This is a genomic window from Rosenbergiella sp. YN46 (assembly GCF_036620675.1).
GTDB lineage: Bacteria > Pseudomonadota > Gammaproteobacteria > Enterobacterales > Enterobacteriaceae > Jejubacter.
Genome location: NZ_JAZHEE010000008.1, coordinates 128519 through 154495, shown reverse-complemented (window position 1 = coordinate 154495; position 25977 = coordinate 128519). Strand labels below are relative to the sequence as shown.

Annotated in this window: 18 protein-coding genes; 7 read left to right on the top strand and 11 right to left on the bottom strand. The window is 57.1% G+C overall.

Going from position 1 to position 25977, the window contains the following annotated elements; all coding sequences use genetic code 11:
* Nucleotides 1-639: 639 nt before the first annotated feature.
* The 9 genes from yacL to pdhR form a co-directional block, all read right to left on the bottom strand.
* Nucleotides 640-1002: a protein YacL gene (gene yacL / locus V3W49_RS09310; RefSeq protein ID WP_500145069.1), complete on the bottom strand. Its 363-nt coding sequence runs from the start codon at nucleotides 1000-1002 to the stop codon at nucleotides 640-642.
* A gap of 151 nt (nucleotides 1003-1153) precedes the next feature.
* Complete coding sequence (gene acnB, locus V3W49_RS09305) at nucleotides 1154-3751, bottom strand: bifunctional aconitate hydratase 2/2-methylisocitrate dehydratase (RefSeq protein ID WP_500145068.1); 2598 nt, start codon at nucleotides 3749-3751, stop codon at nucleotides 1154-1156.
* A gap of 341 nt (nucleotides 3752-4092) precedes the next feature.
* On the bottom strand, nucleotides 4093-5475 hold the full coding sequence (locus tag V3W49_RS09300) for an aspartate aminotransferase family protein (protein WP_500145067.1): 1383 nt from the start codon (nucleotides 5473-5475) through the stop codon (nucleotides 4093-4095).
* A gap of 19 nt (nucleotides 5476-5494) precedes the next feature.
* Nucleotides 5495-6928 (bottom strand): APC family permease, encoded by a 1434-nt coding sequence (locus tag V3W49_RS09295; RefSeq protein WP_500145066.1) that lies wholly within the window; start codon nucleotides 6926-6928, stop codon nucleotides 5495-5497.
* Entirely contained in the window at nucleotides 6915-8441 is a 1527-nt protein-coding gene (locus V3W49_RS09290; RefSeq protein ID WP_500145065.1) for an aldehyde dehydrogenase, read from the bottom strand. Before V3W49_RS09290 ends, V3W49_RS09295 begins: the two co-directional genes overlap by 14 nt.
* 226 nt (nucleotides 8442-8667) lie before the next feature.
* The gene (gene lpdA, locus V3W49_RS09285; RefSeq protein ID WP_500145077.1) at nucleotides 8668-10092 is read right to left on the bottom strand and encodes a dihydrolipoyl dehydrogenase; all 1425 of its coding nucleotides are present in this window, start codon (nucleotides 10090-10092) and stop codon (nucleotides 8668-8670) included.
* 240 nt (nucleotides 10093-10332) lie between these two features.
* Nucleotides 10333-12216 (bottom strand): pyruvate dehydrogenase complex dihydrolipoyllysine-residue acetyltransferase, encoded by a 1884-nt coding sequence (aceF, locus tag V3W49_RS09280; protein ID WP_500145064.1) that lies wholly within the window; start codon nucleotides 12214-12216, stop codon nucleotides 10333-10335.
* A 14-nt stretch (nucleotides 12217-12230) separates the two neighbouring features.
* The gene (gene aceE, locus V3W49_RS09275) at nucleotides 12231-14894 is read right to left on the bottom strand and encodes a pyruvate dehydrogenase (acetyl-transferring), homodimeric type (protein WP_500145063.1); all 2664 of its coding nucleotides are present in this window, start codon (nucleotides 14892-14894) and stop codon (nucleotides 12231-12233) included.
* 195 nt (nucleotides 14895-15089) lie between these two features.
* On the bottom strand, nucleotides 15090-15854 hold the full coding sequence (gene pdhR, locus V3W49_RS09270; RefSeq protein ID WP_500145062.1) for a pyruvate dehydrogenase complex transcriptional repressor PdhR: 765 nt from the start codon (nucleotides 15852-15854) through the stop codon (nucleotides 15090-15092).
* Nucleotides 15855-16394: 540 nt separating this feature from the next.
* On the opposite strand from pdhR, the gene V3W49_RS09265 reads away from it, so the two are divergent.
* The 3 genes from V3W49_RS09265 to V3W49_RS09255 all read left to right on the top strand — a co-directional run bounded on the left by V3W49_RS09265 (nucleotide 16395) and on the right by V3W49_RS09255 (nucleotide 20298).
* Nucleotides 16395-17765 (top strand): amino acid permease, encoded by a 1371-nt coding sequence (locus V3W49_RS09265; RefSeq protein WP_500145061.1) that lies wholly within the window; start codon nucleotides 16395-16397, stop codon nucleotides 17763-17765.
* Nucleotides 17766-17932: 167 nt separating this feature from the next.
* Nucleotides 17933-19345: a glycoside-pentoside-hexuronide (GPH):cation symporter gene (locus V3W49_RS09260; protein ID WP_500145060.1), complete on the top strand. Its 1413-nt coding sequence runs from the start codon at nucleotides 17933-17935 to the stop codon at nucleotides 19343-19345.
* Nucleotides 19342-20298, top strand: a complete 957-nt coding sequence (locus V3W49_RS09255) for a glycoside hydrolase family 43 protein (RefSeq protein WP_500145059.1) — start codon at nucleotides 19342-19344, stop codon at nucleotides 20296-20298. The genes V3W49_RS09260 and V3W49_RS09255 overlap by 4 nt, the downstream gene beginning before the upstream one ends.
* Before the next feature lie 54 nt (nucleotides 20299-20352).
* Here the strand turns inward: V3W49_RS09255 and ampE are convergent, their stop codons facing one another.
* Nucleotides 20353-21207 (bottom strand): beta-lactamase regulator AmpE, encoded by an 855-nt coding sequence (gene ampE / locus V3W49_RS09250; protein ID WP_500145058.1) that lies wholly within the window; start codon nucleotides 21205-21207, stop codon nucleotides 20353-20355.
* On the bottom strand, nucleotides 21204-21767 hold the full coding sequence (gene ampD / locus V3W49_RS09245; RefSeq protein ID WP_500145076.1) for a 1,6-anhydro-N-acetylmuramyl-L-alanine amidase AmpD: 564 nt from the start codon (nucleotides 21765-21767) through the stop codon (nucleotides 21204-21206). Before ampD ends, ampE begins: the two co-directional genes overlap by 4 nt.
* An 86-nt stretch (nucleotides 21768-21853) precedes the next feature.
* Between ampD and nadC the strand changes: the two genes are divergently transcribed.
* The 4 genes from nadC to hofC all read left to right on the top strand — a co-directional run bounded on the left by nadC (nucleotide 21854) and on the right by hofC (nucleotide 25933).
* Nucleotides 21854-22750: a carboxylating nicotinate-nucleotide diphosphorylase gene (nadC, locus tag V3W49_RS09240; RefSeq protein ID WP_500145057.1), complete on the top strand. Its 897-nt coding sequence runs from the start codon at nucleotides 21854-21856 to the stop codon at nucleotides 22748-22750.
* A 167-nt stretch (nucleotides 22751-22917) separates the two neighbouring features.
* Nucleotides 22918-23355, top strand: a complete 438-nt coding sequence (gene ppdD / locus V3W49_RS09235) for a prepilin peptidase-dependent pilin (RefSeq protein ID WP_500145056.1) — start codon at nucleotides 22918-22920, stop codon at nucleotides 23353-23355.
* 5 nt (nucleotides 23356-23360) lie between these two features.
* Complete coding sequence (gene gspE, locus V3W49_RS09230) at nucleotides 23361-24734, top strand: type II secretion system protein GspE (protein WP_500145055.1); 1374 nt, start codon at nucleotides 23361-23363, stop codon at nucleotides 24732-24734.
* Complete coding sequence (gene hofC, locus V3W49_RS09225; RefSeq protein ID WP_500145054.1) at nucleotides 24707-25933, top strand: protein transport protein HofC; 1227 nt, start codon at nucleotides 24707-24709, stop codon at nucleotides 25931-25933. The genes gspE and hofC overlap by 28 nt, the downstream gene beginning before the upstream one ends.
* Nucleotides 25934-25977 lie beyond the last annotated feature (44 nt).

Genomic DNA, 25977 nt, shown 5'->3' with positions numbered 1-25977 from the left:
GACCCGTCCGGCGGACGGGAAAAGCGGAGGGGCCCGCGTCAGCGGCGATTTTCACGCCGGAAAGCCAGGTTGTCAGGTGGCGGCGTTTGAGCCTCCTGACCCGTTCACCGGTTCCGGAGCCGGCATAAGAGAAATCACCTTAAAGTGAACGGAACCTTCGCCGGCGTGACATATTCCCCCCAGAACACGGCATGCCACAAAAATAGCGCACCGGCATAACCACGTACTACAACCGCTGCCCCGGCCTGCATCTGAAAGGCCACTGGGTAGAATATGACGATACGGTGGGCCGTTCTGTTCACTTTGCGTCACTGTTTTTCTGTTGATTCACCGGTTCCGCAACCGGCATGACAACGTATTACAGCCGTAACCCCGGCCTGCATCTGAAAGGCCACCTGGCAGAATATGACGACGCGGGGGCTGTCCCGTCAGGATGACGATTGAGCCCGGCAGAATAGTGATTTATCCGGAGTAAACGTGATATCCCGAATTCACGGGCGGTCAACAGCGCTTCCCTCAACGCAATATACTCAGCCCAGGTGTGCCGCTCCCCGGTTGGCTCCGGCTTCACGCTAATCCGCGATGAACCAAAAAAAACCGGGGAATCCCCCCGGCACAGTAGAAATGAAAAAGCAGCGGCTAACGCCCCATCACAAACTGCCGGTAGGCGCGCAGCACCTGTAGAAAATCCTCGACGCCGCACAGGGTCAGGCTCTCTTCATCGTAGTAGCTCATCCCCTCTTCGATCTCGTCGCCGGAAAAATCGAGCTGATTGGCTCGCACCATCACCTCTTCGCCATCCAGCCACAGGGTGTACTCGTGGCCGTTGCGCTGCCACTGGCGCTCACTGCCTTTAACCGAAAGCAGAACCTGTTCCACTTCATCCAGCAGCGCCAGATCCTCTTTCACCTCTTCGTTAAACCAGTGACCCACCGCTTCGTGGCCCATCGACATTCGCACCTTTACCGTGCCGGTAATGTCGCGCAGAAATTCGTAATCCATCCCCGTATCCTCTCATTGCGCCCTGCCCGCCGCCGGGTTGCGTCTATATTCATATTATCGCAGTCACCAGCGAGAAAATCAGCGCTGTGGCTGACCCGGGAGCAATAAAAAAGGCCGCAGCAGCGGCCTTTTTCAGCAGACAGAATGAAAATCAGACTGCGGTCTGGAAAATAACGCCGTCCGCCTTCTCGGTATAGTCCTCCAGGCGGTCGAAGTTCAGATAGCGGTAAGTGTCATCCGCCGTCTTATCAACCTGATCCATAAAAGTCTGATACTCTTCCGGCGTCGGCAGTTTGCCCAGCAGTGATGCCACCGCGGCCAGCTCGGCGGATGCCAGATATACGTTGGCGCCATTGCCCAGACGGTTCGGGAAGTTACGGGTCGAGGTGGAAACCACGGTCGCCCCGTCGTTCACCCGCGCCTGGTTACCCATGCACAAGGAACAGCCCGGGATCTCGATACGGGCGCCGCTCTTACCAAAGACGCTGTAGTAGCCCTCTTCGGTCAACTGAGTAGCGTCCATACGGGTCGGCGGCGCGACCCACAGGCGGGTCGGCAGCTGGCCCTTATGGCTATCCAGCAGCTTACCGGCTGCGCGGAAGTGACCGATATTGGTCATGCAGGAGCCAATGAACACTTCATCGATCTTGCTGCCCTGAACCTCAGACAGCAGACGAGCATCGTCCGGATCGTTCGGCGCGCACAGAATCGGCTCTTTGATCTGCTCCAGATCGATCTCGATAACCGCAGCATATTCCGCGTCGGCGTCGGCTTCCATCAACTGCGGATCCGCCAGCCATTTCTCCATGCCCTGAATACGGCGCTCCAGAGTGCGGCGGTCGCCATAGCCTTCGGCGATCATCCACTTCAGTAGCACGATGTTGGAGTTCAGGTACTCGATGATCGGCTCTTTATCCAGCTTGATGGTACAACCAGCGGCGGAGCGCTCGGCGGAAGCGTCGGACAGCTCGAACGCCTGCTCAACCTTCAGGTCTGGCAGCCCTTCAATCTCCAGAATACGGCCAGAGAAGATATTCTTCTTGCCCTTCTTCTCGACGGTCAGCAGACCCTGCTGAATCGCGTAGTAAGGGATGGCGTGCACCAGATCGCGCAGGGTGATGCCCGGCTGGCGTTTGCCCTTAAAGCGTACCAGTACCGATTCCGGCATATCCAGCGGCATCACGCCGGTCGCGGCAGCAAAGGCCACCAGGCCGGAGCCCGCCGGGAAGGAGATACCAATCGGGAAACGGGTATGGGAGTCACCGCCGGTACCGACGGTATCCGGCAGCAGCATACGGTTCAGCCAGGAGTGGATAATGCCGTCGCCAGGGCGCAGCGATACGCCGCCGCGGTTCATAATAAAGTCCGGCAGGGTGTGGTGGGTCTGTACGTCTACCGGTTTGGGATAGGCCGCGGTGTGGCAGAAGGACTGCATCACCAAATCAGCGGAAAAGCCCAGACAGGCCAGATCTTTCAGCTCGTCGCGGGTCATCGGCCCGGTGGTGTCCTGAGAGCCTACAGAGGTCATCTTCGGCTCGCAGTACTGGCCCGGGCGAATGCCGTCCACGCCGCAGGCGCGACCGACCATTTTCTGGGCCAGCGAGAAACCGCGGCTGCTTTCAGCCACGTCTTTAGCGCGACGGAAGACATCGCTCTGCGGCAGACCCAGCGATTCACGGGCCTTGGTGGTCAGACCGCGGCCAACGATCAGCGGAATACGACCACCGGCACGCACTTCGTCCAGCAGCACTTCGGTCTTCAGCTCGAAAGTGGCCAAAACTTCACCGGTATCGTGATTACACACTTCGCCCTTGTACGGGAAGATGTCGATCACATCGCCCATGTTCAGATTGCTGACATCGACTTCAATCGGCAGCGCACCGGCATCTTCCATGGTGTTGAAGAAGATAGGCGCAATCTTGCCGCCCAGCACCACGCCGCCTGCGCGCTTGTTCGGCACGTTCGGGATGTCGTCGCCCATAAACCACAGCACCGAGTTGGTGGCGGACTTACGGGAAGAGCCGGTTCCTACAACGTCACCGACATAGGCCAGCGGGAAGCCCTTTTTCTCCAGGGCTTCGATCTGCTTGATTGGGCCGACCACGCCAGGCTTATCCGGATCGATACCTTCACGCTCATTCTTCAGCATCGCCAGCGCGTGCAGCGGGATATCCGGACGTGACCAGGCATCGGGCGCCGGAGAGAGATCGTCGGTATTGGTTTCGCCAGTCACCTTGAAAACGGTGACGGTGATCTTTTCCGCAAGCGGCGGACGAGAAAGGAACCACTCGGCATCAGCCCAGGATTTCAGAATCTGTTGCGCGTAAGTATTACCCGCTTTAGCTTTCTCTTCTACATCGTAGAAACCATCGAACATCAGCAGGGTGTGGGACAGCGCTTTCGCGGCGATGGGCGCCAGCTTGTCGTTGTCCAGCGCTTCAACCAGGGGATGAATATTGTAGCCGCCCTGCATAGTGCCCAGCAGCTCAACGGCTTTTTCAGGGGTAACCAGCGGGGAGGTCGCTTCACCTTTGGCCACAGCGGCCAGGAATCCTGCTTTCACATAGGCGGCTTCGTCAACGCCTGGCGGTACACGGTTAGTCAGCAGGTCCAGCAAAAAAGCCTCTTCGCCAGCTGGCGGATTTTTCAGCAGCTCAACGAGCGCGGCCATTTGGGTTGCATCGAGGGGTTTTGGAACAATCCCCTCAGCGGCACGCTCTGCAACGTGCTTACGGTATTCTTCTAGCACGACGGTTCTCCTCGCTCTCATTGTCAGAACGGTGCCAGGCGATTCTCTTCACTCTCCTGTGGCGCAGAAGTTTTGTAGGGTAAAAGGCCCGGTACCGCATCGGGCAGCATATCAGGATTTGACCAGCATGTTAATCCGTTTACAAAAAAGCAACAAAGATTTTCCACTACCGTCACGGCCTGCTTCCCCTGTAGCCACGGCCTTTGCGCCATTTTTTGTCATCTACAAGGCTCTGCTATCCCTGAGCGCAGGTTATCATTCTTTTATAAAACATAACCGGAATTTAATTCACAGGCGGCCAGAAAAAGAAAGCGCCGGCTCCGGGAGCCGGCGCCTAAAGATTATCCCCGCCCTAAGGATTGCGCAGTGCGATCCATGGCGCGTCGGGTTTTATCCAGCAGTTCGTCGATTTCGGCATGGCTCGCCACCAGCGCCGGTGCCATAATCATCCTTCCCAGCGTCGAGCGAATAATGACGCCCTCTTCAAAACCATAGCTCCGACAACGCCAGCTAATCTCATCTTCTTTTTCAAAGCGTTTACGGGTGGCTTTATCATCCGCCAGCTGTAGCGCGGCCACCATGCCAGCCCCCTGAATTTCGCCCACCAGCGGGTGATCGCTAAACAGCTCCCGCAGACAGCGTTGCAGATAAGGGCCGGTATCGCTTTTAACCCGTTCGACGATCTGCTCGTCACGCAGCGCCTTCAGGTTGGCGATGGCGACCGCAGCCGCCACCGGATGGCCGGAATAGGTCAGACCATGAGCGAACACCCCGCCCTTTTCCACCAGGGCTTCCGCCATACGTTGAGAGAGCACCAGTCCGCCCATTGGCACATAGCCGGAAGTCAGTCCCTTGGCGATGGAAACGGTATCCGGCTCAAAGCCGAAATGCTGATGGGCGAACCACTCGCCGCAGCGCCCAAAGCCGCCGATAACTTCATCGGCGCACAGCAGCACGTCGTACTTACGGCAGATACGCTGGATTTCCGGCCAGTAGCTTTCCGGCGGGAAGATCATACCGCCCGCCCCCTGGAAGGGTTCGGCGACAAAGCCCGCCACATTCTCGCTGCCCAGCTCCAGGATTTTCTCTTCCAGCTGACGGGCACAGCGTAAACCGAACTCCTCGGGGCTCATATCGCCGCCGTGGGCGTACCAGTATGGCTCATCGATATGGGCGATATCGGGCAGCATACCGCCCATCTCATGCATAAACTTCATGCCCCCCATAGCGGTGGCCGCCAGCGTAGAGCCGTGATAGCCGTTCCAGCGTCCGATCATGATGCGTTTGGAAGGTTTGCCGACCACCTGCCAGAAGCGACGTACGGTACGAATCAGCACTTCGTTGGATTCCGATCCGGAATTGGTATAAATCACGTGACTGTAGCGCCCGGGCAGCAGGCTGAATAGCAGTTCGGAAAGCTCCACTACCGCCGGATGGGTGGTGTGGAAGAACATGTTGTAGTAGGAGAGCTGCTCCATCTGACGGCTGGCTGCCTCAATAAGATCCCGACGCCCGTAGCCCAGTTGGGTACACCACAGACCGGACATACCATCAAGGTAGCGCTTACCTTCGCTGTCCCACAGGTACATCCCCTCGCCTTTGACCATCACTCGCGGCCCTTCCTCGTTAAGCTTCTTTTGGTCGACAAAGGCGTGGATATGATGTGCGGCATCCATGGTCTGCCAGACTTCGGTGCTGTAGCTGTCGTTACTCTGCATTTTCATCTGTATCTCCCATTGCTTATCAGGCGTTGTTCTCGGTTTCGGCGCGATTCAGTACCGGATTGGGGGGACGTTCCGTATCCGTCCGGGACGGATGCAGAACCTGCTCCAGAGGTTCCGGCGTGAATAGCGGTTTACGCATCACAAACACAATCCACACGGCGGCGATAACGGCCACCAGCGCCAGTACGCCGCCGGCATAGCCGAAAATCTCGGCGGTCATATCCGGAGATGGCGAGGCATTCCACATGGCATACAGCATGCCGGCAATGCCAAGCAGTTGCGGTAGCGGATAAAACGGCGTACGAAACGGACGCTTCAGGTCGGGATAGCGGCGGCGTAGCACCATCACATTCACATGGGCCACGATATAGGCCAGCAGCCAGCACAGCGCAGCGGCCAACAGCAGGATCTCCACCGCATCGCCATTCATCAGTAGCATCGGCAGCCCGGTAATCAGCGCCACAAACAGCACCGCAACCCAGGGCGCGCCGGTTCGGGCGCTGTGCGCCTTAAAACAGGTGAAGGCCTGGCCATTTTCCGCCATACCGCTCAACATCCGCGAGATGGTCGCCAGCGAAGAGTTGAGGGTGCTACAGGTGGCGGTCACCGCCGCCCCCAGCAGCAGCACCTTGCCGGTATGGCCGAATACGTGAATCGCGAACAGATAGTGCGGCAGATTGTTATTCACCAGTTGGTCACGCGGCAGTACCATCAGAGCGCCCAGTCCGTACAGCAGTACGGTCAGGAAAATAACCGTCAGGCCGACCATCATCGAGCGGGGAATGTTGCGCTGCGGGTGCCGGGTCTGCTCCACCAGCGGGCAGACAAATTCGGCCCCGACAAAGCCCCAGATTGCCGCAGCCACCAGCACAATAACGCCCCATCCCATCGGCGTGGCGCTCTGCTGCGTCATCAACGCACTAACGGGCGTGGCCTGGTCACTGCCGATGGCGCAAACCCCAAGCATCACCAGGGTGACAATCATCACCACCGCCAGCGCCGACTGCAGGCGGGCGAAGATATCGATATTGAGCAGGTTCAACAGGGTGAACAGCACCAGAATTCCCAGCGCCAGCGCCATCGGCGGCAACACCAGCGCCGGAAACAGACTGCTAATCACCAGATTGAGCAGCAGCAATTCGGCAGAAAGCGCAAACATCGCCACCACGATATAGCCGGAAAAGGTGGCAACGATAGCCGGGAAGTGGCCGAGTGCCACCTCGGTATAGCTGCACAGGCTGCCAGCCCGGGGAATCATCAGCGCCAGCTCCGAAAACGAACAGGCGTAGGTCAGCGCCAGCAGCCAGGCCAGCGCCAGCGGTAGCACAAAGCTAAGGCCCGCCATGCCCACGCCGTGCAGCATCATTACCATCACGCCCTGGGAAACCACCAGCCCTACGGCCACAGACAGCAGAGAGAAAAAACCCAGCTTACTGGCGTTATCCCGCTTCATAGTCACCTCCCGGCGCAGCAGGCTGGTGCAACTGAATCCAGGTGGTTTTTAGCTGAGTGTATTTATCGAAAGAGTGCAGCGACAGATCGCGCCCGAAGCCCGACTGCTTCCCGCCGCCAAACGGTACGCAGATATCCAGCGCATCGACGGTGTTGACCGACACCGTGCCAACCTCCAGCGCCTGAGCCACCCGATGGGCGCGGTTCAAATCGCCGCTCCACAGCGACGCCGCCAGGCCGTAGTGGGAATCGTTAGCCATGGCGATCGCCTGCTGTTCACTGTCGAAAGGCTGAACCGCCAGCACCGGGCCAAAAATCTCTTCGCGAGCCAGTAATGAATCCGGCGCGACATCGGTAAAAATCGTCGGCTGGATATAATTCGCCACGCCGTTAATGGTAAGACGCTCACCACCGCAGGCCAGTCGCGCCCCCTGGCGCCGGGCGTCATCAATATAGCCCATGACTTTAGCGGTATGGCGGGCATCGACCATAGCGCCGGCGCGGCTGTTCGGATCCAGCGGATCGCCAGGCGTCCATTCGGCGGCCAGAGCGACCAGCCGTTCGACAATGGCATCGTAAATCGGACGTTCTACCAGCAGTCGCGAGTTTGCCGAACAGACCTCTCCCTGGTTATAGAAGATAGCCCGGGCGGCTTTTTCCACCGCCAGACTCAGGTCGTGGCAGTCGGCGAAGATAAGATTAGGGCTTTTACCGCCGCACTCCAGCCATACCTGCTTAAGATTGGACTGTCCGGCATATTCCATCAGCCGTTTACCGGTCTGGGTCGAACCGGTAAACACCAGACAGTCGATATCCGGATGCAGCCCCAGCGCCTGACCGGTGACTGCGCCAGTGCCGGGAAGAACACTAAAAACCCCTTCAGGTATTCCAGCCTCCAGCGCCAGCTCCGCCAGACGCAGGGCCGAAAATGGCGACTGTTCGGCGGGCTTGAGCAACACGCTGTTACCCGCTGCCAGCGCAGGCGCCACTTTCCATGCCGCCATCTCCAGCGGGAAATTCCAGGGGACAATGGCGACCACTACGCCCAGCGGAGTGCGGGTGACCGTGGCGACGGCATCTGCCGCAGTGGGCGCCACCTGGCCATAGATTTTATCCAGGCTTTCACCGTACCAGTTAAAGAAGTGGGCGGTACCGGGAATATCGAGCTGCCAGGCTTCCATCACCGGTTTGCCCATACTGAGCGAATCCAGCAGCGCCAGCTCGTCGCGATGTTGCATAATCAGCTCAGCCAGACGTAACAGTACGGTCTTACGAGCCGTCGGCGATTGCCTGGCCCAGACGCCGCGCTGGTATGCGCGTCGGGCAGCGCGTACCGCCAGCTCCACCTCATGGTCTCCGCACTCAGCAACCTGCGCCAGAAGCTGCTCCGTGGCCGGATTGATCACCGCGAAAGTTTGTCCCGACTTCGCGTCGCAGGCTTTACCGTCTATCTGTGCCTGCCAGATGAAACGCTGCTTTGCTGCGCGTTTCTTCCACTCACTCAACGTCCACATGCCATACCCCTCTATTAACCAACAAGCTTGTAAAATATTTGTTTAGATAATGTAAGGAATTCGATGCATGCTACTACGCCGATCCGACAGGGAAAATGAGTAAAAATATAGCGTCAGACCATAAAAAAGCTTTTCAAAGCAGGGAGGTACGAAGGAAATTACGGTAAAGGAAGAAAAAACCGGGGCCTTACGGCGCCCGGTTTCAGAACCTGATATTGAAGGAAAATTACTTCTTCTTCGCTTTCGGGTTCGGCAGGTCGGTGATGCTGCCTTCGAAGATTTCGGAAGCCAGTCCCACGGATTCGTGCAGGGTCGGGTGAGCGTGAATGGTCAATGCGATATCTTCCGCATCGCAGCCCATCTCGATAGCCAGGCCGATTTCGCCCAGCAGTTCACCGCCATTGGTGCCCACGATGGCGCCGCCAATCACGCGATGGCTCTCTTTATCGAAGATAAGCTTGGTCATACCGTCTGCACAATCGGAAGCGATAGCACGGCCGGAAGCCGCCCACGGGAAGGTGGCGGTCTCGTAGCTGATGCCCTTCTCTTTGGCTTCTTTCTCGGTCAGACCTACCCATGCCACTTCCGGCTCAGTGTAAGCGATAGACGGAATCACTTTCGGATCGAAGTAGTGTTTCTTACCGGAGATAACTTCCGCAGCCACGTGACCTTCGTGTACCCCTTTGTGCGCCAGCATCGGCTGGCCGACGATGTCGCCGATCGCATAGATGTGCGGTACGTTGGTACGCATCTGCTTGTCGACGCGGATAAAGCCGCGCTCGTCCACTTCCACACCCGCTTTACCGGCATCAATCAGTTTACCGTTCGGAGTACGGCCGATAGCAACCAGTACGGCGTCGTAGCGCTGCGGCTCAGCCGGCGCCTTCTTGCCTTCCATCGTGACGTAGATTCCGTCTTTCTTCGCTTCAACGGCGGTCACTTTGGTTTCCAGCATCAGGTTGAACTGCTTGCTGATACGCTTGGTGAATACTTTCACCACGTCTTTATCGGCAGCCGGGATAACCTGATCGAACATCTCTACCACGTCAATCTGAGAGCCCAGCGCATGGTAGACGGTACCCATTTCCAGACCGATAATACCGCCGCCCATGATCAGCAGACGCTCAGGCACTTCTTTCAGCTCCAGCGCATCGGTAGAGTCCCATACGCGCGGATCGTCATGCGGAATGAACGGCAGTTCAATCGGGCGGGAGCCTGCGGCGATGATGGCATTGTCGAAGTTAATCACAGTTTTGCCGCCTTCACCGTCGACTTCCAGAGTGTTGGCGCCGGTGAACTGACCCAGACCGTTAACCACCTTCACTTTACGACCTTTAGCCATGCCCGCCAGGCCACCAGTCAGCTGGGTGATGACTTTCTCTTTCCAGGTGCGAATTTTATCGATGTCAGTCTTCGGCTCGCCGAAAACGATGCCGTGATCGGCCAGCGCTTTCGCTTCTTCGATGACTTTCGCTACGTGCAGCAGCGCTTTAGAAGGGATACAGCCAACGTTCAGACACACCCCGCCCAGGGTGTTGTAGCGTTCTACCAGTACAGTTTCCAGCCCTAAGTCAGCGCAACGAAAGGCGGCGGAATAACCTGCCGGGCCTGCCCCAAGTACCACGACCTGAGTTTTAATTTCAGTACTCATCATGACCTCTTAAATTTATATCCGGCGGGTCTGACGTTTGTCGCACCCCCTGGGGGTACATTTTTTATCAACGCCCTCTTCCACCGGGACGTGTCTTGCCGCGTTAGTTTACAAAATTGTTAACATTTTTGAAACAACAAGCGGCAAACGAATTGTGCTTTCGTCTCAGGCGACCTCTGGCGACTGCCAGAGATTACCAGAAAAAAGCCGGCCAGTGAGGGCCGGCTTTTTAGCTCGCTGTTACATCACCAGACGACGGATGTCAGACAGCAGGTTATTGATGATAGTGATAAAACGCGCCCCGTCCGCGCCATCGATCACACGGTGATCGAAAGAAAGCGAGATAGGCATCATCAGACGCGGTTTGAACTCCTGACCGTTCCATACCGGCTCCATAGAGGAGCGGGAAACGCCAAGGATAGCCACTTCCGGTGCATTCACGATCGGCGCGAAGTGGGTGGTGCCCAGACCGCCAAGGCTCGAAATGGTGAAGCAGCCGCCCTGCATATCGCTGGCGGTCAGCTTGCCGTCGCGGGCCTTCTTCGAGGTCGCCATCAGTTCTTTGGACAGTTCAATGATGCCTTTCTTGTTAACATCCTTGAATACCGGAACCACCAGGCCATTCGGGGTATCCACCGCCACGCCGATGTTGATGTATTTCTTCAGCGTCAGCTTCTGACCGTCTTCAGACAGCGAGCTGTTGAAGCGCGGCATCTGTTCCAGAGCGGCAGCCACCGCCTTCATGATGAAGACGACCGGCGTGATCTTCACATCCAGTTTCTTCTTCTGGGCTTCAGCGTTCTGCTGCTTACGGAAGGCTTCCAGATCGGTGATATCGGTCTTGTCGAAGTGGGTCACATGCGGGATCATCACCCAGTTACGGCTCAGGTTAGCGCCAGAGATCTTCTGGATGCGGCCCAGTTCCACTTCTTCGATTTCACCAAACTTGCTGAAGTCCACCTTCGGCCACGGCAGCATGCCCGGCAGACCACCACCGCTGGCTGCCGGCGCAGACTCGGCACGCTTGATAGCGTCTTTCACGTAAGCCTGAACGTCTTCACGCAGAATGCGTCCCTTACGGCCGGTGCCCTTGACTTTCGCCAGATTCACGCCAAATTCGCGCGCCAGACGGCGAATAAGCGGAGTGGCGTGTACATAAGCATCGTTCTCGGCGAACTCAGACTTGCCGGCGGAAGCGGCGGCCGGGGCAGCGGCAGGCTTAGACGCCGGGGCTGCGGCGGGAGCGGCGTCCTGCTTAGCCGCGGGAGCAGCGGCCGGTGCCGGAGCTGCGCCCGCCACTTCGAAGACCATAATCAGCGAACCGGTTTTCACCTTGTCGCCAACCGCAATTTTCAGCTCTTTTACCACGCCCGCAAACGGCGCCGGCACTTCCATAGAAGCTTTATCGCCTTCTACGGTGATGAGCGACTGTTCGGCTTCAACCTTATCGCCGACCTTGACCATCACTTCGGTGACTTCGACTTCGTCATCGCCGATATCCGGTACGTTCACCTCTTTCGCGGCGGAAGCGGCAGGAGCCGCCGCCGGTGTGGCTTCAGCAGCCGGCGCCGGCGCGGCAGCGCCTTCGCCCGCCACTTCGAAGACCATAATCAGCGAACCGGTTTTCACCTTGTCACCAACCGCAATTTTCAGCTCTTTCACCACGCCCGCGAACGGCGCCGGTACTTCCATAGAGGCTTTATCGCCTTCTACGGTAATAAGCGACTGTTCGGCTTCGACTTTATCGCCGACCTTAACCATCACTTCGGTGACTTCGACTTCGTCGTCGCCGATATCCGGCACCTTAACGTCTTTAGCAGCAGCTGCTGCGGCAGGCGCGGCAGCGGCTTCTTTCTTCTCTTCCTGCGCGGGTGCCGCAGTCGCGGCACCTTCAGCGGAATCGAAAACCATAATCAGGGATCCGGTGGCGACTTTGTCGCCCACGGCCACTTTGATCTCCTTGATCACCCCCGCCTGCGGCGAGGGGACTTCCATAGAGGCTTTATCGCCTTCTACGGTGATGAGCGACTGTTCAACGTCAACTTTGTCACCCACTTTCACCAGGATCTCCGTGACCTCGACCTCGTCGGCGCCAATATCCGGTACGTTGATTTCGATTGCCATTATCTATTTACCTCTTATGCCAGACGCGGGTTGACTTTATCTGCATCGATGTTGAATTTCTTGATGGCTTCCGCCACCACTTTCGCATCGATCTCGCCACGTTTAGCCAGTTCGCCCAGAGCCGCGATCACCACGTATGAGGCATCAACCTCGAAGTGGTGACGCAGGTTCTCACGGCTGTCGGAGCGACCGAAGCCATCAGTACCCAGTACCCGATAGTCATCTGCCGGTACGTAAGTACGAACCTGCTCAGCGAACAGTTTCATATAGTCGGTGGATGCCACGGCCGGGGCATCGTTCATCACCTGGGCGATGTACGGCACGCGCGGAGTTTCCAGCGGGTGCAGCATGTTCCAGCGCTCGCAGTCCTGGCCGTCGCGGGCCAGCTCGGTGAAGGAAGTCACGCTGTACACGTCGGAACCCACGCCATAGTCTTTGGCAAGAATCTGCGCGGCTTCACGTACGTGACGCAGAATAGAGCCAGAGCCCAGCAGCTGAACTTTACCTTTGCTGCCTTCCAGGGTTTCCAGCTTGTAGATACCCTTACGGATACCCTCTTCTGCCCCCTCCGGCATCGCCGGCATGTGGTAGTTTTCGTTCAGCGTGGTGATGTAGTAGTAAACGTTCTCCTGCTTCTCGCCGTACATGCGATGCAGACCATCGTGCATGATGATCGCCACTTCGTAGGCGTAAGCCGGATCGTAAGAGATACAGTTCGGGATAGTCAGCGACTGAATGTGGCTGTGGCCATCTTCATGCTGCAGACCTTCGCCGTTAAGGGTGGTACGACCGGAGGTACCGCCAATCAGGAAGCCGCGCGCCTGCTGGTCGCCCGCCGCCCAGCACAGATCGCCGATACGCTGGAACCCGAACATTGAGTAGTAGATATAGAACGGGATCATCGGCAGGTCGTTGGTGCTGTAAGAGGTGGCAGCCGCCAGCCAGGATGCGCCAGCGCCCAGCTCGTTAATGCCTTCCTGCAGAATCTGACCTTTTTCGTCTTCTTTGTAGTAAGCCACCTGCTCACGGTCCTGCGGAGTGTACTGCTGGCCGTTCGGGCTATAGATACCAATCTGACGGAACAGACCTTCCATACCGAAGGTACGCGCTTCGTCGGCGATGATCGGAACCAGTCGGTCTTTGATAGACTTGTTCTTCAGCATCACGTTCAGGGCGCGCACAAAGGCGATGGTGGTGGAGATCTCTTTGCTCTGCTCTTCCAGCAGCGCATTAAAATCTTCCAGAGTCGGCAGATCCAGTTTTTCGCTGAAGTGGGTACTGCGGGTCGGCAGGTAGCCGTTCAGCTTCTCACGCTGGGCGCGCAGGTACTTCATCTCCTCAGAGTCTTCCGGGAAGGTGACGTACGGCAGTTTTTCGATATCGGCATCGGCCACCGGCACATTGAAACGGTCACGCACGTAGCGAACGCCGTCCATGTTCATTTTCTTCACCTGGTGAGCGATGTTCTTGCCTTCGGCGGTATCGCCCATGCCGTAGCCCTTGATCGTGTGGGCCAGGATGACGACCGGTTTGCCTTTGGTGTCCTGCGCTTTCTTCAGTGCCGCGTAGATTTTCTTCGGATCGTGACCGCCACGGTTCAGCGCCCAGATTTCATCGTCAGACCAGTCTTTCACCAGCGCAGCGGTTTCCGGGTACTTGTTGAAGAAGTGCTCACGCACGTAAGCACCATCTTTAGATTTGAAGGTCTGGTAATCGCCGTCGACGGTTTCGCCCATCAACTGCATCAGCTTGCCGCTGGTGTCTTTACGCAGCAGTTCATCCCAACGACCGCCCCAGATAACCTTGATCACTTCCCAACCGGCGCCGCCGAAGATGCCGTCCAGCTCATTGATGATCTTGCCGTTGCCGGTAACCGGGCCATCCAGGCGCTGCAGGTTACAGTTGATGATGAAGACCAGGTTGTCCAGCTTCTCGCGGGTCGCGATGGTGATAGCGCCCTTGGATTCCGGCTCGTCCATCTCGCCGTCGCCCAGGAAGGCGTAAACGGTCTGAGCGGAGGTATCTTTCAGACCGCGGTGCTCAAGATATTTCAGGAACTTCGCCTGATAGATAGCGCCGATCGGCCCCAGGCCCATAGATACGGTCGGGAACTGCCAGAATTCCGGCATCAGTTTCGGGTGCGGGTAGGAAGACAGGCCATTGCCGTGAACTTCCTGGCGGAAGTTATTCATCTGCTCTTCGGTCAGGCGGCCTTCCAGGAAAGCGCGCGCGTAAACGCCCGGAGAAATATGGCCCTGGAAGTAAACCAGGTCACCGCCGTCTTTTTCACTACGAGCGCGGAAGAAGTGGTTAAAGCACACTTCATAAATAGTGGCGGAAGACTGATAGGATGCCATGTGGCCGCCCAGCTCCAGATCTTTTTTGGAGGCGCGCAGCACGGTCATGATTGCGTTCCAGCGAATGGCAGAACGGATACGACGCTCCAGATCCAGGTTGCCCGGATATTCGGGTTCTTCATCAACGCCAATGGTATTGATGTAGCCCGTCGATCCTGCGCCAGCTGCAACGCTAACGCCGCCTTTACGGGCTTCGTTCAGCAGGTTGTCAATCAGGAACTGGGCGCGCTCAACACCTTCTTCACGGATGACCGATTCGATCGCCTGTAGCCAGTCGCGAGTTTCAATCGGATCCACGTCATTCTGTAAACGTTCTGACATGGGGTATTCCTTATCTATCTAATACGTTGATTATGCTGGAACCTGTCCCATTGCGCTCTCAGCGAAAGCGCAATAAGACAGGTTCTGCGTCTGGTTGCCGCGCTCTAAATATGGGCGCTTTTTTTGAGCTTACAGCGGGAGCCTCGTCCTGCGTCCGACGAGCGTCGAAGCGCGGGCCGCGCCCTCGCACAAACTCTAATCCTTACGTTGCTGCAGGCGGCGCATTGAGCGTTCGCGTCGGCTTTGCTCACGGCTGCGATCCAGCAATATTTCCTCGATGAAGGAGAGGTGACGGTGCGAAGCTTCACGCGCCTGCTCCGGCTCCCCGGCCATAATCGCCTCGAAAATTCGGGCGCGATGGCTGCTCACGAGAGGCAGCATCTCGCGCCTCGCATAGAGCAATTCAAAATTTTGTCGAACATTCTGAGCCAGCATCGGCTCCATGCAGCGTAGCAAATGCAGCAGCACAACGTTATGTGCCGCCTCCGTCACCGCAATTTGATACTTAACGACGGCGCTGGACTCCACATCCAGCTCCCCGGCCTGTTGGGCTCGTTCGATCTCCTCATGACAGACGCGAATGCGCGCCCGGTCCTCTTCATTAGCGCGCAGAGCAGCATAATAAGCCGCAATGCCTTCCAGCGCGTGACGGGTCTCCAGGAGATCAAACTGAGATTCGGGATGGTCGGTCAAAAGCTCCACCAGCGGATCGCTGAAGCTTTGCCACAGGCTGCTTTGTACAAAAGTACCGCCGCCCTGGCGGCGCAGCAGCAACCCTTTTGCTTCAAGGCGTTGAATGGCCTCGCGCAGTGAAGGGCGGGAAACGTCAAACTGGCGAGCCAGCTCGCGCTCAGGAGGAAGTTTTTCACCAGGGCGCAACGTCCCCTCAAGAATAAGAAACTCCAGCTGCTGCTCAATCACATCGGATAATTTTGGTTGGCGGATTTTGCTGTAGGCCATAGTTCCCTATTCTTTGCCATAACCGCAGAGTCAATTGGTCATACCAATTTCATGTTCGTGACGCTAAAGTAACAAAGTATTCACCTTCTGTCCATCCTGGTTTGATTGAAATCAGGAAAGCCGACACTTTTTAACAAGATTACAGATTATGCATTTCACACTGATAACCACACAAAAATAACGCCATTACATTCAAAGCAGCCAAATTTAACAATAATGACGCAGAATAAAGATAATCTGAACCGATTCAACAACCATAAATACGCATACTTATTCAAAAAAAACGCCTCAGCGCCTGGCGGAGGTTGCCAGCCGTTTCTCATTATTCGCGCTAAAACGCTCTCTTTTTAGACATACCACCGCCAGGCCCTCAGAAACCAGGTGCATTTGGCGCCGCTTACCACTATTCTTTGCCGAACGGAACCGGGTGCTGATAAATAACGAAACCGGAACCGTAAATAAATAAGTACAGAATATGGAAAAACCAGATGACGTTAACGCCGAAAAAACGGCGTTTTTTACCACATATGAGGTTTAATAATGGAAGGTCAACAGCACGGCGACTCGCTTAAGCGCGGCCTGAAGAATCGCCACATTCAGCTTATCGCGCTGGGAGGTGCCATTGGCACCGGTCTGTTCCTGGGGATTGCTGACACCATCAAAATGGCTGGTCCATCGGTTATCCTGGGCTATGCGATCGGCGGCTTTATCGCCTTCCTGATTATGCGTCAGCTGGGGGAAATGGTGGTGGAAGAGCCGGTCGCCGGTTCATTCAGCCACTTCGCCTATAAATACTGGGGGGATTTCGCCGGTTTTGCCTCCGGCTGGAACTACTGGGTACTTTATGTCCTGGTAGCGATGGCGGAACTGACTGCCGTGGGCAAATACATCCAGTACTGGTGGCCGGAAATCCCTACCTGGGTGTCAGCGCTGGGCTTCTTCGTGGTGATTAACCTTATCAACCTGTCTAACGTTAAGATCTACGGTGAGATGGAGTTCTGGTTCGCCATCATCAAGGTGGTGGCGATTATCGGCATGATCGCGTTCGGTGCATATCTGCTGTTGAGCGGTAATGGCGGCCCTCAGGCAAGCGTAACCAACCTGTGGAACGAAGGCGGCTTCTTCCCTTACGGCATCACTGGTCTGGTGATGGCGATGGCGGTTATCATGTTCTCCTTCGGCGGTCTGGAGCTGGTGGGGATCACCGCCGCCGAAGCCGATAACCCGGAAAAAACCATTCCCCAGGCCACCAATCAGGTTATCTGGCGCGTTCTTATCTTCTATATCGGCTCACTGACCGTACTGCTTTCCCTGTATCCCTGGGGCAAAGTCGTGGAAGGCAGCAGCCCGTTCGTCATGATCTTCCATGACCTGAACAGCAACCTGATCGCCAACGTTCTGAACGTGGTCGTGCTGACGGCTGCGCTGTCGGTCTACAACAGCTGCGTGTACTGCAACAGCCGTATGCTGTTCGGCCTGGCCAAACAGGGTAATGGCCCTAAATCGCTGCTGAAAGTGGACCGCCGCGGCGTACCCTATGTTGCGCTGGGCGTTTCCGCCGCCGCTACCGCACTCTGCGTGCTGATCAACTACCTGATGCCCGGTAAAGCGTTCGGCTTCCTGATGACGCTGGTCGTCGCCGCGCTGGTTATCAACTGGGCTATGATCAGCATCTCGCATCTCAAATTCCGCCGCAGTAAGGCGCAGCAGGGCATCGAAACCCGCTTTAAAGCGCTGTGGTATCCCTTCGGCAACTGGCTGTGTCTGGTCTTCCTGGCAGGTATTCTGGTGATTATGAGCATCCACGCTGGTATGCGAGAGTCGGTTATCATGATCCCCTTCTGGTTGATATTCCTCGCTATCGGCTATTTCCTGAAACAGCGTAGTCAGAAAGCCCTGAAGGCGCAGTAACCTCCATTCCCTCGCCCGGCGCCAGAAATGGCCCGGGCGCTCTGTTATCTTCTTCACACTTTGTAATTAACAACACGATCGTCCATCTCTGTAACGCTATCCTTCTGCGCACCCGGCGCCATAACAGCCAATAATCCTGTCCATACCCTGTACCGGAGATGCGTAAGATGGAAAGCGGCAAATTATCCGTAAAAGAAAAAATTGGCTATGGGATGGGTGATGCCGGATGCAACATCATTTTCGGCGCCATCATGCTGTTTGTTAACTACTTTTATACCGACGTCTTCGGCCTCGCTCCGGCACTGGTGGGCGTGTTGCTGCTATCGACCCGCATTATCGATGCCGTCACCGATCCCATTATGGGCGCAATCGCTGACCGCACCCACAGCCGATGGGGGCGTTTTCGTCCATGGCTACTGTGGATGTCGCTCCCCTTCGCCCTGTTCAGCATCCTGATGTTTACCACTCCGGACTGGGGCTATAACAGTAAGGTCATCTATGCCTTCGTGACCTATTTTCTGCTGTCGCTTACCTATACCGCTATCAACATCCCATACTGTTCGTTGGGCAGCGTCATCACCAGCGATCCGGGCGAACGGGTCGCCTGTCAGTCTTATCGCTTTATCATGGTCGGCATCGCGACACTGATTCTTTCCCTGTCGCTGCTGCCGCTGGTGGAGTGGTTCGGTGACGGCGATAAAGCCAAAGGCTATCAACTGGCGATGACGGTGCTGGCGCTGCTGGGTATGTGCATGTTCCTGTTCTGTTTTGCCACAGTACGCGAACGCATTCGCCCGGCGGTACCGGCCCGTGACGCCATGAAGGCGGATCTTAAAGACGTCTGGAAAAACGATCAGTGGGTGCGCATCCTTCTACTGACGCTGTGCAATGTCTGCCCGGGCTTTATCCGCATGGCGGCCACCATGTACTACGTCACCCGGGTTATGCAGCAGAGCACCAGCTTCGCCACCCTGTTTATTAGCCTGGGCGTGGTTGGCATGATGATAGGCAGCGCGCTGGCAAAGCCGCTGACCGATCGCTGGTGTAAGCTCAAAGTGTTCTTCTGGACCAATATCGCGCTGGCGCTCTTCTCCTGCGGCTTTTATTTCCTGAATCCCCATGCCACCACGCTTATCGTGGCGATGTATTTCCTGCTTAACATCCTGCATCAGATTCCTTCGCCGCTGCACTGGTCACTGATGGCCGATGTGGACGACTACGGCGAGTGGAAAACCGGCAAACGTATTACCGGCATCAGCTTTTCCGGCAACCTGTTCTTCCTTAAGGTCGGGCTGGCTGTCGCCGGCGCAATGGTCGGTTTCCTGCTTTCGTGGTTCGGTTACGACGCCTCTTTGAAGCAGCAGAGCGCGCCGGCGTTAAACGGCATAGTACTGCTTTTCACCGTGATTCCCGGTATTGGCTACTTTATTACCGCCATCGTGGTGCGCACGCTGAAGGTGGATCGCACCCTGATGCAGCGCATCCAGATCGATCTCGAAAAACGCCGCGCCAGCTATCAGGAACTGAGCGACTGGCAGGAACAGAAACCCGCAACGGATATCGTAAGGAAAGCATTATGACCCTCTCTCCCTGGCCTAATCCGCTGATTGAACAGCGCGCCGATCCTTTTATTCTGCGTCACGGCGACGGCTACTACTTTATCGCCTCGGTACCGGAGTATGACCGGCTGGAGATTCGCTACGCCACTGATATCGCGGGGCTGCCGGCGGCGCAACCGGTGGTGGTGTGGCGCAAGCCGCAAAGCGGGCCGATGAGCCAGCTTATCTGGGCGCCGGAACTGCACTATATTGACGGCTGCTGGTATATCTATTTCGCCGCCGCAGCCACCCGGGAGCTGGATACCTTAAATATGTTCCAGCACCGGATGTTCGTACTGGCCTGCGCCGACGCAGATCCCCTGACCGGCTGCTGGGTCGAAAAGGGCCAGGTGGTCACCCCCTGGGATACCTTCGCCCTGGATGCCACCACCTTCCGCCATCAGGGCAAGCAGTGGTATCTGTGGGCGCAAAAAGCGCCGGATATCCCGGGCAACTCCAATATCTATCTGGCGGAGCTGGAAAATCCATGGACCCTGAAAGGCGAACCGGTCATGCTCAGCAAACCGGAGTTCGAATGGGAATGTCGCGGTTTTCTGGTTAACGAGGGGCCGGCGGTGATTTCCCACGATAACCGGTTGTTCGTCAGCTATTCTGCCAGCGCCACCGACGAAAATTACTGCCTGGGACTGCTGTGGATAGATCAAGACGCCGATCCGCTAAACCCGGACAACTGGCATAAGTCGCCGCAGCCGGTTTTTACCACCAGCCGGGAAAACCGCCAGTTTGGCCCGGGTCACAACAGCTTTACCACCACCCGGGACGGGAGCGATGTACTGGTCTTCCACGCCCGCAATTACACCGAAATAGAAGGCGATCCGCTCTACGATCCGAACCGCCACACCCGGGTACAGCCGTTTAGCTGGGACGAGCACGGCATGCCACAGTTCGGTATCCCACTGCCGGAACATGGTTGACGTTTTTCAGGGTACAAAAAACCGCCTGGTGAGGCGGTTTTTTCATGGCATGTGCTACACCAGCGCCCCATAAATAGTCAGCAGCGCCACGACTACCACAATAGCGAAAGTGCACTTCTTCGCCATAGATACCGCGGCTTTTGGGGTCTGAATCTTATCGGTATGCGGATCCCGCGCCAGTGAAAACTGCGCCAGATTCGTCAGCACCTGGTACTGCGAGCTATGGCCGTCGGTCAGCGAAGAAAACCATGCCGGCAGCGCTTTCTCACCGTGCCCCAGCAGCGCATAGGCCACACCCGCCAGTCTGACAGGCACCCAGTCCAGTACGTGCAGGACTGCATCAATCCCCGACAGCTGACGCTGATGCGGCGTATGATGACGCGCCAGCCAGCTCTGCCAGGCCCGCAGGAAGGCGTAGCCCGCCAGCGTTACCGGCCCCCAGCTTCCGCCAACCACAAACCAGAACAGCGGCGCCAGATAGAAACGGAAGTTAATCCATATCAGCGCATTCTGTAGTTCGCGCAGAAATTCGGTTTCGTTGCAGTCATGGGGAACGCCGTGAATCAGCGTCAGTTCGCTGGCCATCGCTTCCCGGGCGCTGCTGTCATCACGACTGGCGGCCTGCAAATAGGCGTGATAGTGCAGACGTACCTGCCCTGCGCCAATACAGAGCACGCCCAACAGAATCCAGAAAATAAGCAGCGGTACGTTGAAGAACAGCCCATAAAGGCCGCGCAGACAGAGCCCAACCACCAGCATCGCCACCACCGTCATCAGTAGCGTATGCCACAGCGAAAAGTGCTTAATCCGGCGGAACAGCGCCTCCAGCCGGTGATCCAGCTGCCAGTGCTGACCGAGCTTAAACAGGCGCTCACAGATTAATACCAGTAACAGGGTAAACAGGGTCATGGAACCTCCTGCGCCAGAGATGCTGCGAGCTCGCCGCGAAAGCGTTGCCAGTCGAACGCCGGGCCGGGATCGGTTTTACGCTCCGGTGCAATATCACAATGGCCGGCCATATGATCGGCAATTTCGGGGTAGCGCTGAATCAGCGTGCAGGCCAGCGCCGCCAGTTGACGATACTGGGCATCGGTATAAGGCAGCGTATCGGAACCTTCCAGCTCAATGCCAATCGAAAAATCATTACAACGCTCGCGCCCCTGGTAACGGGAAACGCCGGCATGCCAGGCCCGCTTATCGAAAGGAACATATTGCACGATTTCACCATCCCGACGAATCAAGCAGTGCGCAGAAACTCTCAGGCCAGCGATATCGGCGAAATAAGGGTGTGCCCTGGGATCCAGCGTACCGGCAAACAACGCGTCAATCCATGGTCCGCCAAACTCTCCCGGCGGCAGACTGATATTATGCACCACCAACAATGAGGGGATATCTCCCTCCGGCCTTTCATCAAAATGAGGGGAATGCGCCCTGCGCGCATCAACCAGCCAGCCCTCTTTCAACTGCATCCGTCCTTCTCCTTTCTGTGGAACCCGGCTGTGGTTCAGAGTAGCATGTTTCTCTGTCATGCTAATCAGCCATTTCGGAGTTTACTATGCCGACCCGTCGTTATAACCCCGATCGTCGACGTGAAGCGCTACTGGAAAGTATCAATCTGGATATTCCCCTGCTCGTCTCCCAGGCCCTGCGTGAGGATCTTGGTGGAGAAGTCGATCCCAACCAGGATATTACCGCTCAACTGCTCCCCGCCGACAGTCGCTCGCATGCGGTAGTGATTACCCGCGAAAACGGCGTGTTCTGCGGACGCCGTTGGGTGGAAGAGGTGTTTATCCAGTTGGGCGGCGATGTAGACGTTATCTGGAAGGTGGAAGATGGCGAGTCCGTTAAAGAAAACCAGCCGCTGTTTGAACTGAAGGGGCCTTCCCGGGTTCTGCTGACCGGCGAGCGCAGCGCGCTCAACTTCGTACAAACTCTTTCCGGAGTCGCGAGCGAAGTTCGCAGCTATGTGGATCTGCTTAACGGCACCCATACCCAACTACTTGATACCCGTAAAACGGTACCGGGCCTGCGTTCTGCGCTTAAATACGCCGTGCTGTGCGGCGGCGGCGCCAACCATCGACTGGGGCTGTCCGACGCGTTTCTGATTAAAGAAAATCATATTATCGCTTCCGGGTCCATTCGCCAGGCGGTCGAAAAGGCGTTCTGGCTGCATCCCGATGTGCCGGTAGAGGTCGAAGTGGAATCTCTGGACGAGCTGGATCAGGCGCTGAACGCTGGCGCTGACATCATTATGCTGGATAACTTCTCGGTAGAGGATATGCGCGAAGCCGTAAGTCGCGCTCATAATAAGGCCCAGCTGGAAGTATCCGGCAACGTTACCAAAGAGACGCTACGGGAGTACGCCCTGACCGGCGTCGATTACATCTCCGTCGGTGCGCTGACCAAGCATATCCGCGCGCTCGATCTCTCCATGCGCTTTATCACCCCCTGACATCCAGCGCCCGTAAAATACGGGCGTGATTCCTTCCTCCATGCAATTTTTTGCAACACCGCTAAATTGTGCTGAAGAGCGCTTCCCGTTCCCGTTTTTCCCGTTCGCCATACCTGCCGTCACTCCGGCACAGTGAGTCCATAACCTGACTCACAACGGAGCTTCTCATGCACAAACAACAAGGTTTTACCCTGATTGAACTGATGGTCGTTATCGGTATCGTCGCCATTCTTAGCGCCGTCGGCATTCCGGCTTATCAGAACTATCTGCGCAAAGCCGCGCTGACCGACGTGCTGCAAACCTTTCTGCCCTTTCGTACCGCCGTGGAAATCTGCGCGCTGGAGCACGGTGGGCTAGCCAGCTGCAGTGCGGAAGCCAACGGCATTCCTGCTCCTGCCACCAGTCGTTATGTAGAAAAAATGAGTATCGCCCAGGGGGTGATCACGCTGACCGGCAAGGAGAGTCTGGCGGGCCTGAGCGTGACGCTAACGCCGCTCTGGAATGATGCAGAAGGCATATCTGGCTGGCAACGCAGCTGTAAGGTCGCGGAGGCGAAAGCGTTGCAAAGCGCCTGTGAAGCGGTGTTCCGCTTCGCTACGGAGTAAACACCATGTCTCATAAAGAGATAGCCCGGCTGTGCTGCCAGTATCAGGCTATTCTGCTGGAAATGGACGAAAGCACTATCCGGGTCGCGGTGCCCGACGAGGTTCCCGTCGGGTTAATGGAAGCCCTGGATTTCGCAGGCAACCGCAGCGTGGAGCTGGAATACTGGAGCCGGGAGCGGCTGGAGACCTACCAACACGCCCGGGAGAACAGCGCGCCATTTAGCATCAGCCCGCAAAATGCGGTTGAGCTGGTCGACCACTCGCTGGCCAGAGCGATGTCCCGTCGCGCCTCGGATATTCATATCGAGCCTGGCGCCGCGCTGGGCCGTATCCGTCTACGCATCGATGGCGTACTGCATTCGCTGGCTACCTTTCCCATGGAAATGGCCGGCGCACTCGTGACCCGACTGAAAGTGCTCAGCAACCTGGACGTCGCTGAACGGCGCCTGCCCCAGGACGGCCAGTTTACGCTGACGATGGAAGGCGAACCGCTATCGCTAAGAATCTCCACCCTGCCCTGCCAGAACGGCGAAAAGGTCGTGCTACGCCTGATGCGCAAGAATAGCCGCCCGCTGACGCCGGACGCGCTGGGCATGGAGCCAGAGGCCCTGAACGGCTTTCGCCAGGCGCTGCACAGCCCTCAGGGACTGATTCTGGTTACCGGCCCCACCGGCAGCGGCAAAACGCTGACGCTATACAGCGGCCTGAGTGAGCTGAACCAGCCAGAGGTCAATATCTCCAGCGTCGAAGATCCCGTGGAAATTCCGCTGGAAGGCGTAACTCAAACGCAGATCCATCCCCGGGCCGGACTCACCTTTCAGGCGGTACTCAGATCCCTGCTGCGCCAGGATCCAGACGTCATTATGGTCGGTGAAATCCGCGATGGCGAAACGGCGGAGATCGCGATAAAAGCGGCCCAGACCGGACACCTGGTTCTCTCCACGTTGCATACCCACTCAGCGGTTCAAACACTGACCCGCATGGAGCAGATGGGGGTAGCCCGCTGGCAGATTGCCGCCGCCCTGCGGCTGATTATAGCCCAGCGCCTGGTGCGTCGCCTGTGCCCCTGCTGTCGCGCCCGGGGAGACGCCGATATCAAGTTGCCAGCCCATCTCTGGCCCAGACCATTGCCAGACTGGCAACCGCAGGGCTGTAACCAGTGCTATGGCGGATTCTATGAACGTCATGCGCTGTTCGAACTGTTGTCTGTCGATGAGTCTCTGCGTCAGGCCATTGCCGATGGCGCCTCACTGTCGGAGCTTAACCAGCTTGCTGACCGTCAGGGCCAATCCCGGCTTTATGAGAGCGGCTTCCTGGCTGTTGAACAAGGCTTAACCACCGTTCAGGAATTATGGCGAGTATTGGGGGTGGCCCAGTGAGCGCCATGCGCCTGTGGCGCTGGCAGGCCGTGGACAACGACGGCCGGCTACACCATGGCGTGACTATCGCCCGCCAGCGCCGGGAAGCGCTGGCCAATCTGGGTGAACGCTCGCTCTATCCCTTACGGTTGCGCGCCGTCGCCAGCCCGGGGCGCCGCTGCTGGCACCCACTGCAGAAAGTTCACTTTCTGAGACAACTCGCGGCGCTGCTACAGGCTGGCATCGCACTGGAGCAGGGGTGTTTGTTAATGGCACAGCTTCACGAGCTGGACGGCTGGCGGGCATTGCTGACGCAGATAGCAGAACAGCTGGCGGCGGGCAAAACGCTGAGCGATACCTTAGCTCACTGGCCAGGGCTGTTTCCCCCCTTGTTCGTGGCGCTGCTGCGCACCGGTGAACAGACGGGACAACTGGCGGAATGCTGCAACCGCCTGGCCAATCAACAGGCGCAAATGCATCAACTACGCCAGAAAACGCTCAGGGCACTGCGCTACCCTTTATTTACTCTGGCGGTGGCCTTGTTGGTTTGTAGCGGGCTGGTGGGATTCGTGCTGCCGGAATTCGCGGCTATCTACCAGAACTTTTCAACCCCACTTCCGGCCCTGACGCTGGGCGTGATTAACCTTTCGCAGTGGCTGATTCACCGCGGCCCGCTACTGCTCGTCGCCGTGGCTATTCTACTGACATGCTGGCGCTATTTCCGACGCAACGCACGCTGGCAGGATAAAGAACAACGCATACTGATGCGTCTGCCGCTGGTCGCGCCGCTACTGCGGGGCCAGCGCCTGAGCCAAATCCATACTACGCTTGCGTTAACCCAACGTTCAGGCATCCCTCTGATGCAGGGGCTGGAAGCGGCTGAACTGGCGCTGACCACACGCTGGTGGCGCACGCAGCTGGAGCACGTCCGCCAGCGCGTTACCGACGGTACGCCCTTTTCTCAGGCGCTGGCTCAGGAGCCCATCTTTACACCGCTGTGCGTACAGCTTGTTCGTACCGGCGAAGAGAGTGGAAGTCTCGATCTGATGCTGGAAAAGCTGGCGGAATGGCATACCGAAAAAACGCGCGAACTGGCGGAAGGGTTAAGCAGCGCACTGGAGCCCATAGTGATGGTGATAATGGGCGCACTGATCGGTACTCTGGTGATTGCCATGTATCTGCCAGTATTTCGACTGGGGGAGGCATTTGGAATGGGGTAATCGCCAGAAAAATAAACAAGGAAAATCAATAAATTGATTTTCGG

Bases quoted from the DNA above. Each gene is read 5' to 3' on its own strand.
- yacL (WP_500145069.1), bottom strand. From the start codon at position 1,002: ATGGATTACGAATTTCTGCGCGACATTACCGGCACGGTAAAGGTGCGA.
- V3W49_RS09300 (WP_500145067.1), bottom strand. From the start codon at position 5,475: ATGAAAATGCAGAGTAACGACAGCTACAGCACCGAAGTCTGGCAGACC.
- V3W49_RS09295 (WP_500145066.1), bottom strand. From the start codon at position 6,928: ATGAAGCGGGATAACGCCAGTAAGCTGGGTTTTTTCTCTCTGCTGTCT.
- V3W49_RS09290 (WP_500145065.1), bottom strand. From the start codon at position 8,441: ATGTGGACGTTGAGTGAGTGGAAGAAACGCGCAGCAAAGCAGCGTTTC.
- lpdA (WP_500145077.1), bottom strand. From the start codon at position 10,092: ATGAGTACTGAAATTAAAACTCAGGTCGTGGTACTTGGGGCAGGCCCG.
- aceF (WP_500145064.1), bottom strand. From the start codon at position 12,216: ATGGCAATCGAAATCAACGTACCGGATATTGGCGCCGACGAGGTCGAG.
- aceE (WP_500145063.1), bottom strand. From the start codon at position 14,894: ATGTCAGAACGTTTACAGAATGACGTGGATCCGATTGAAACTCGCGAC.
- pdhR (WP_500145062.1), bottom strand. From the start codon at position 15,854: ATGGCCTACAGCAAAATCCGCCAACCAAAATTATCCGATGTGATTGAG.
- V3W49_RS09265 (WP_500145061.1), top strand. From the start codon at position 16,395: ATGGAAGGTCAACAGCACGGCGACTCGCTTAAGCGCGGCCTGAAGAAT.
- V3W49_RS09260 (WP_500145060.1), top strand. From the start codon at position 17,933: ATGGAAAGCGGCAAATTATCCGTAAAAGAAAAAATTGGCTATGGGATG.
- V3W49_RS09255 (WP_500145059.1), top strand. From the start codon at position 19,342: ATGACCCTCTCTCCCTGGCCTAATCCGCTGATTGAACAGCGCGCCGAT.
- ampE (WP_500145058.1), bottom strand. From the start codon at position 21,207: ATGACCCTGTTTACCCTGTTACTGGTATTAATCTGTGAGCGCCTGTTT.
- ampD (WP_500145076.1), bottom strand. From the start codon at position 21,767: ATGCAGTTGAAAGAGGGCTGGCTGGTTGATGCGCGCAGGGCGCATTCC.
- nadC (WP_500145057.1), top strand. From the start codon at position 21,854: ATGCCGACCCGTCGTTATAACCCCGATCGTCGACGTGAAGCGCTACTG.
- ppdD (WP_500145056.1), top strand. From the start codon at position 22,918: ATGCACAAACAACAAGGTTTTACCCTGATTGAACTGATGGTCGTTATC.
- gspE (WP_500145055.1), top strand. From the start codon at position 23,361: ATGTCTCATAAAGAGATAGCCCGGCTGTGCTGCCAGTATCAGGCTATT.
- hofC (WP_500145054.1), top strand. From the start codon at position 24,707: ATGGCGAGTATTGGGGGTGGCCCAGTGAGCGCCATGCGCCTGTGGCGC.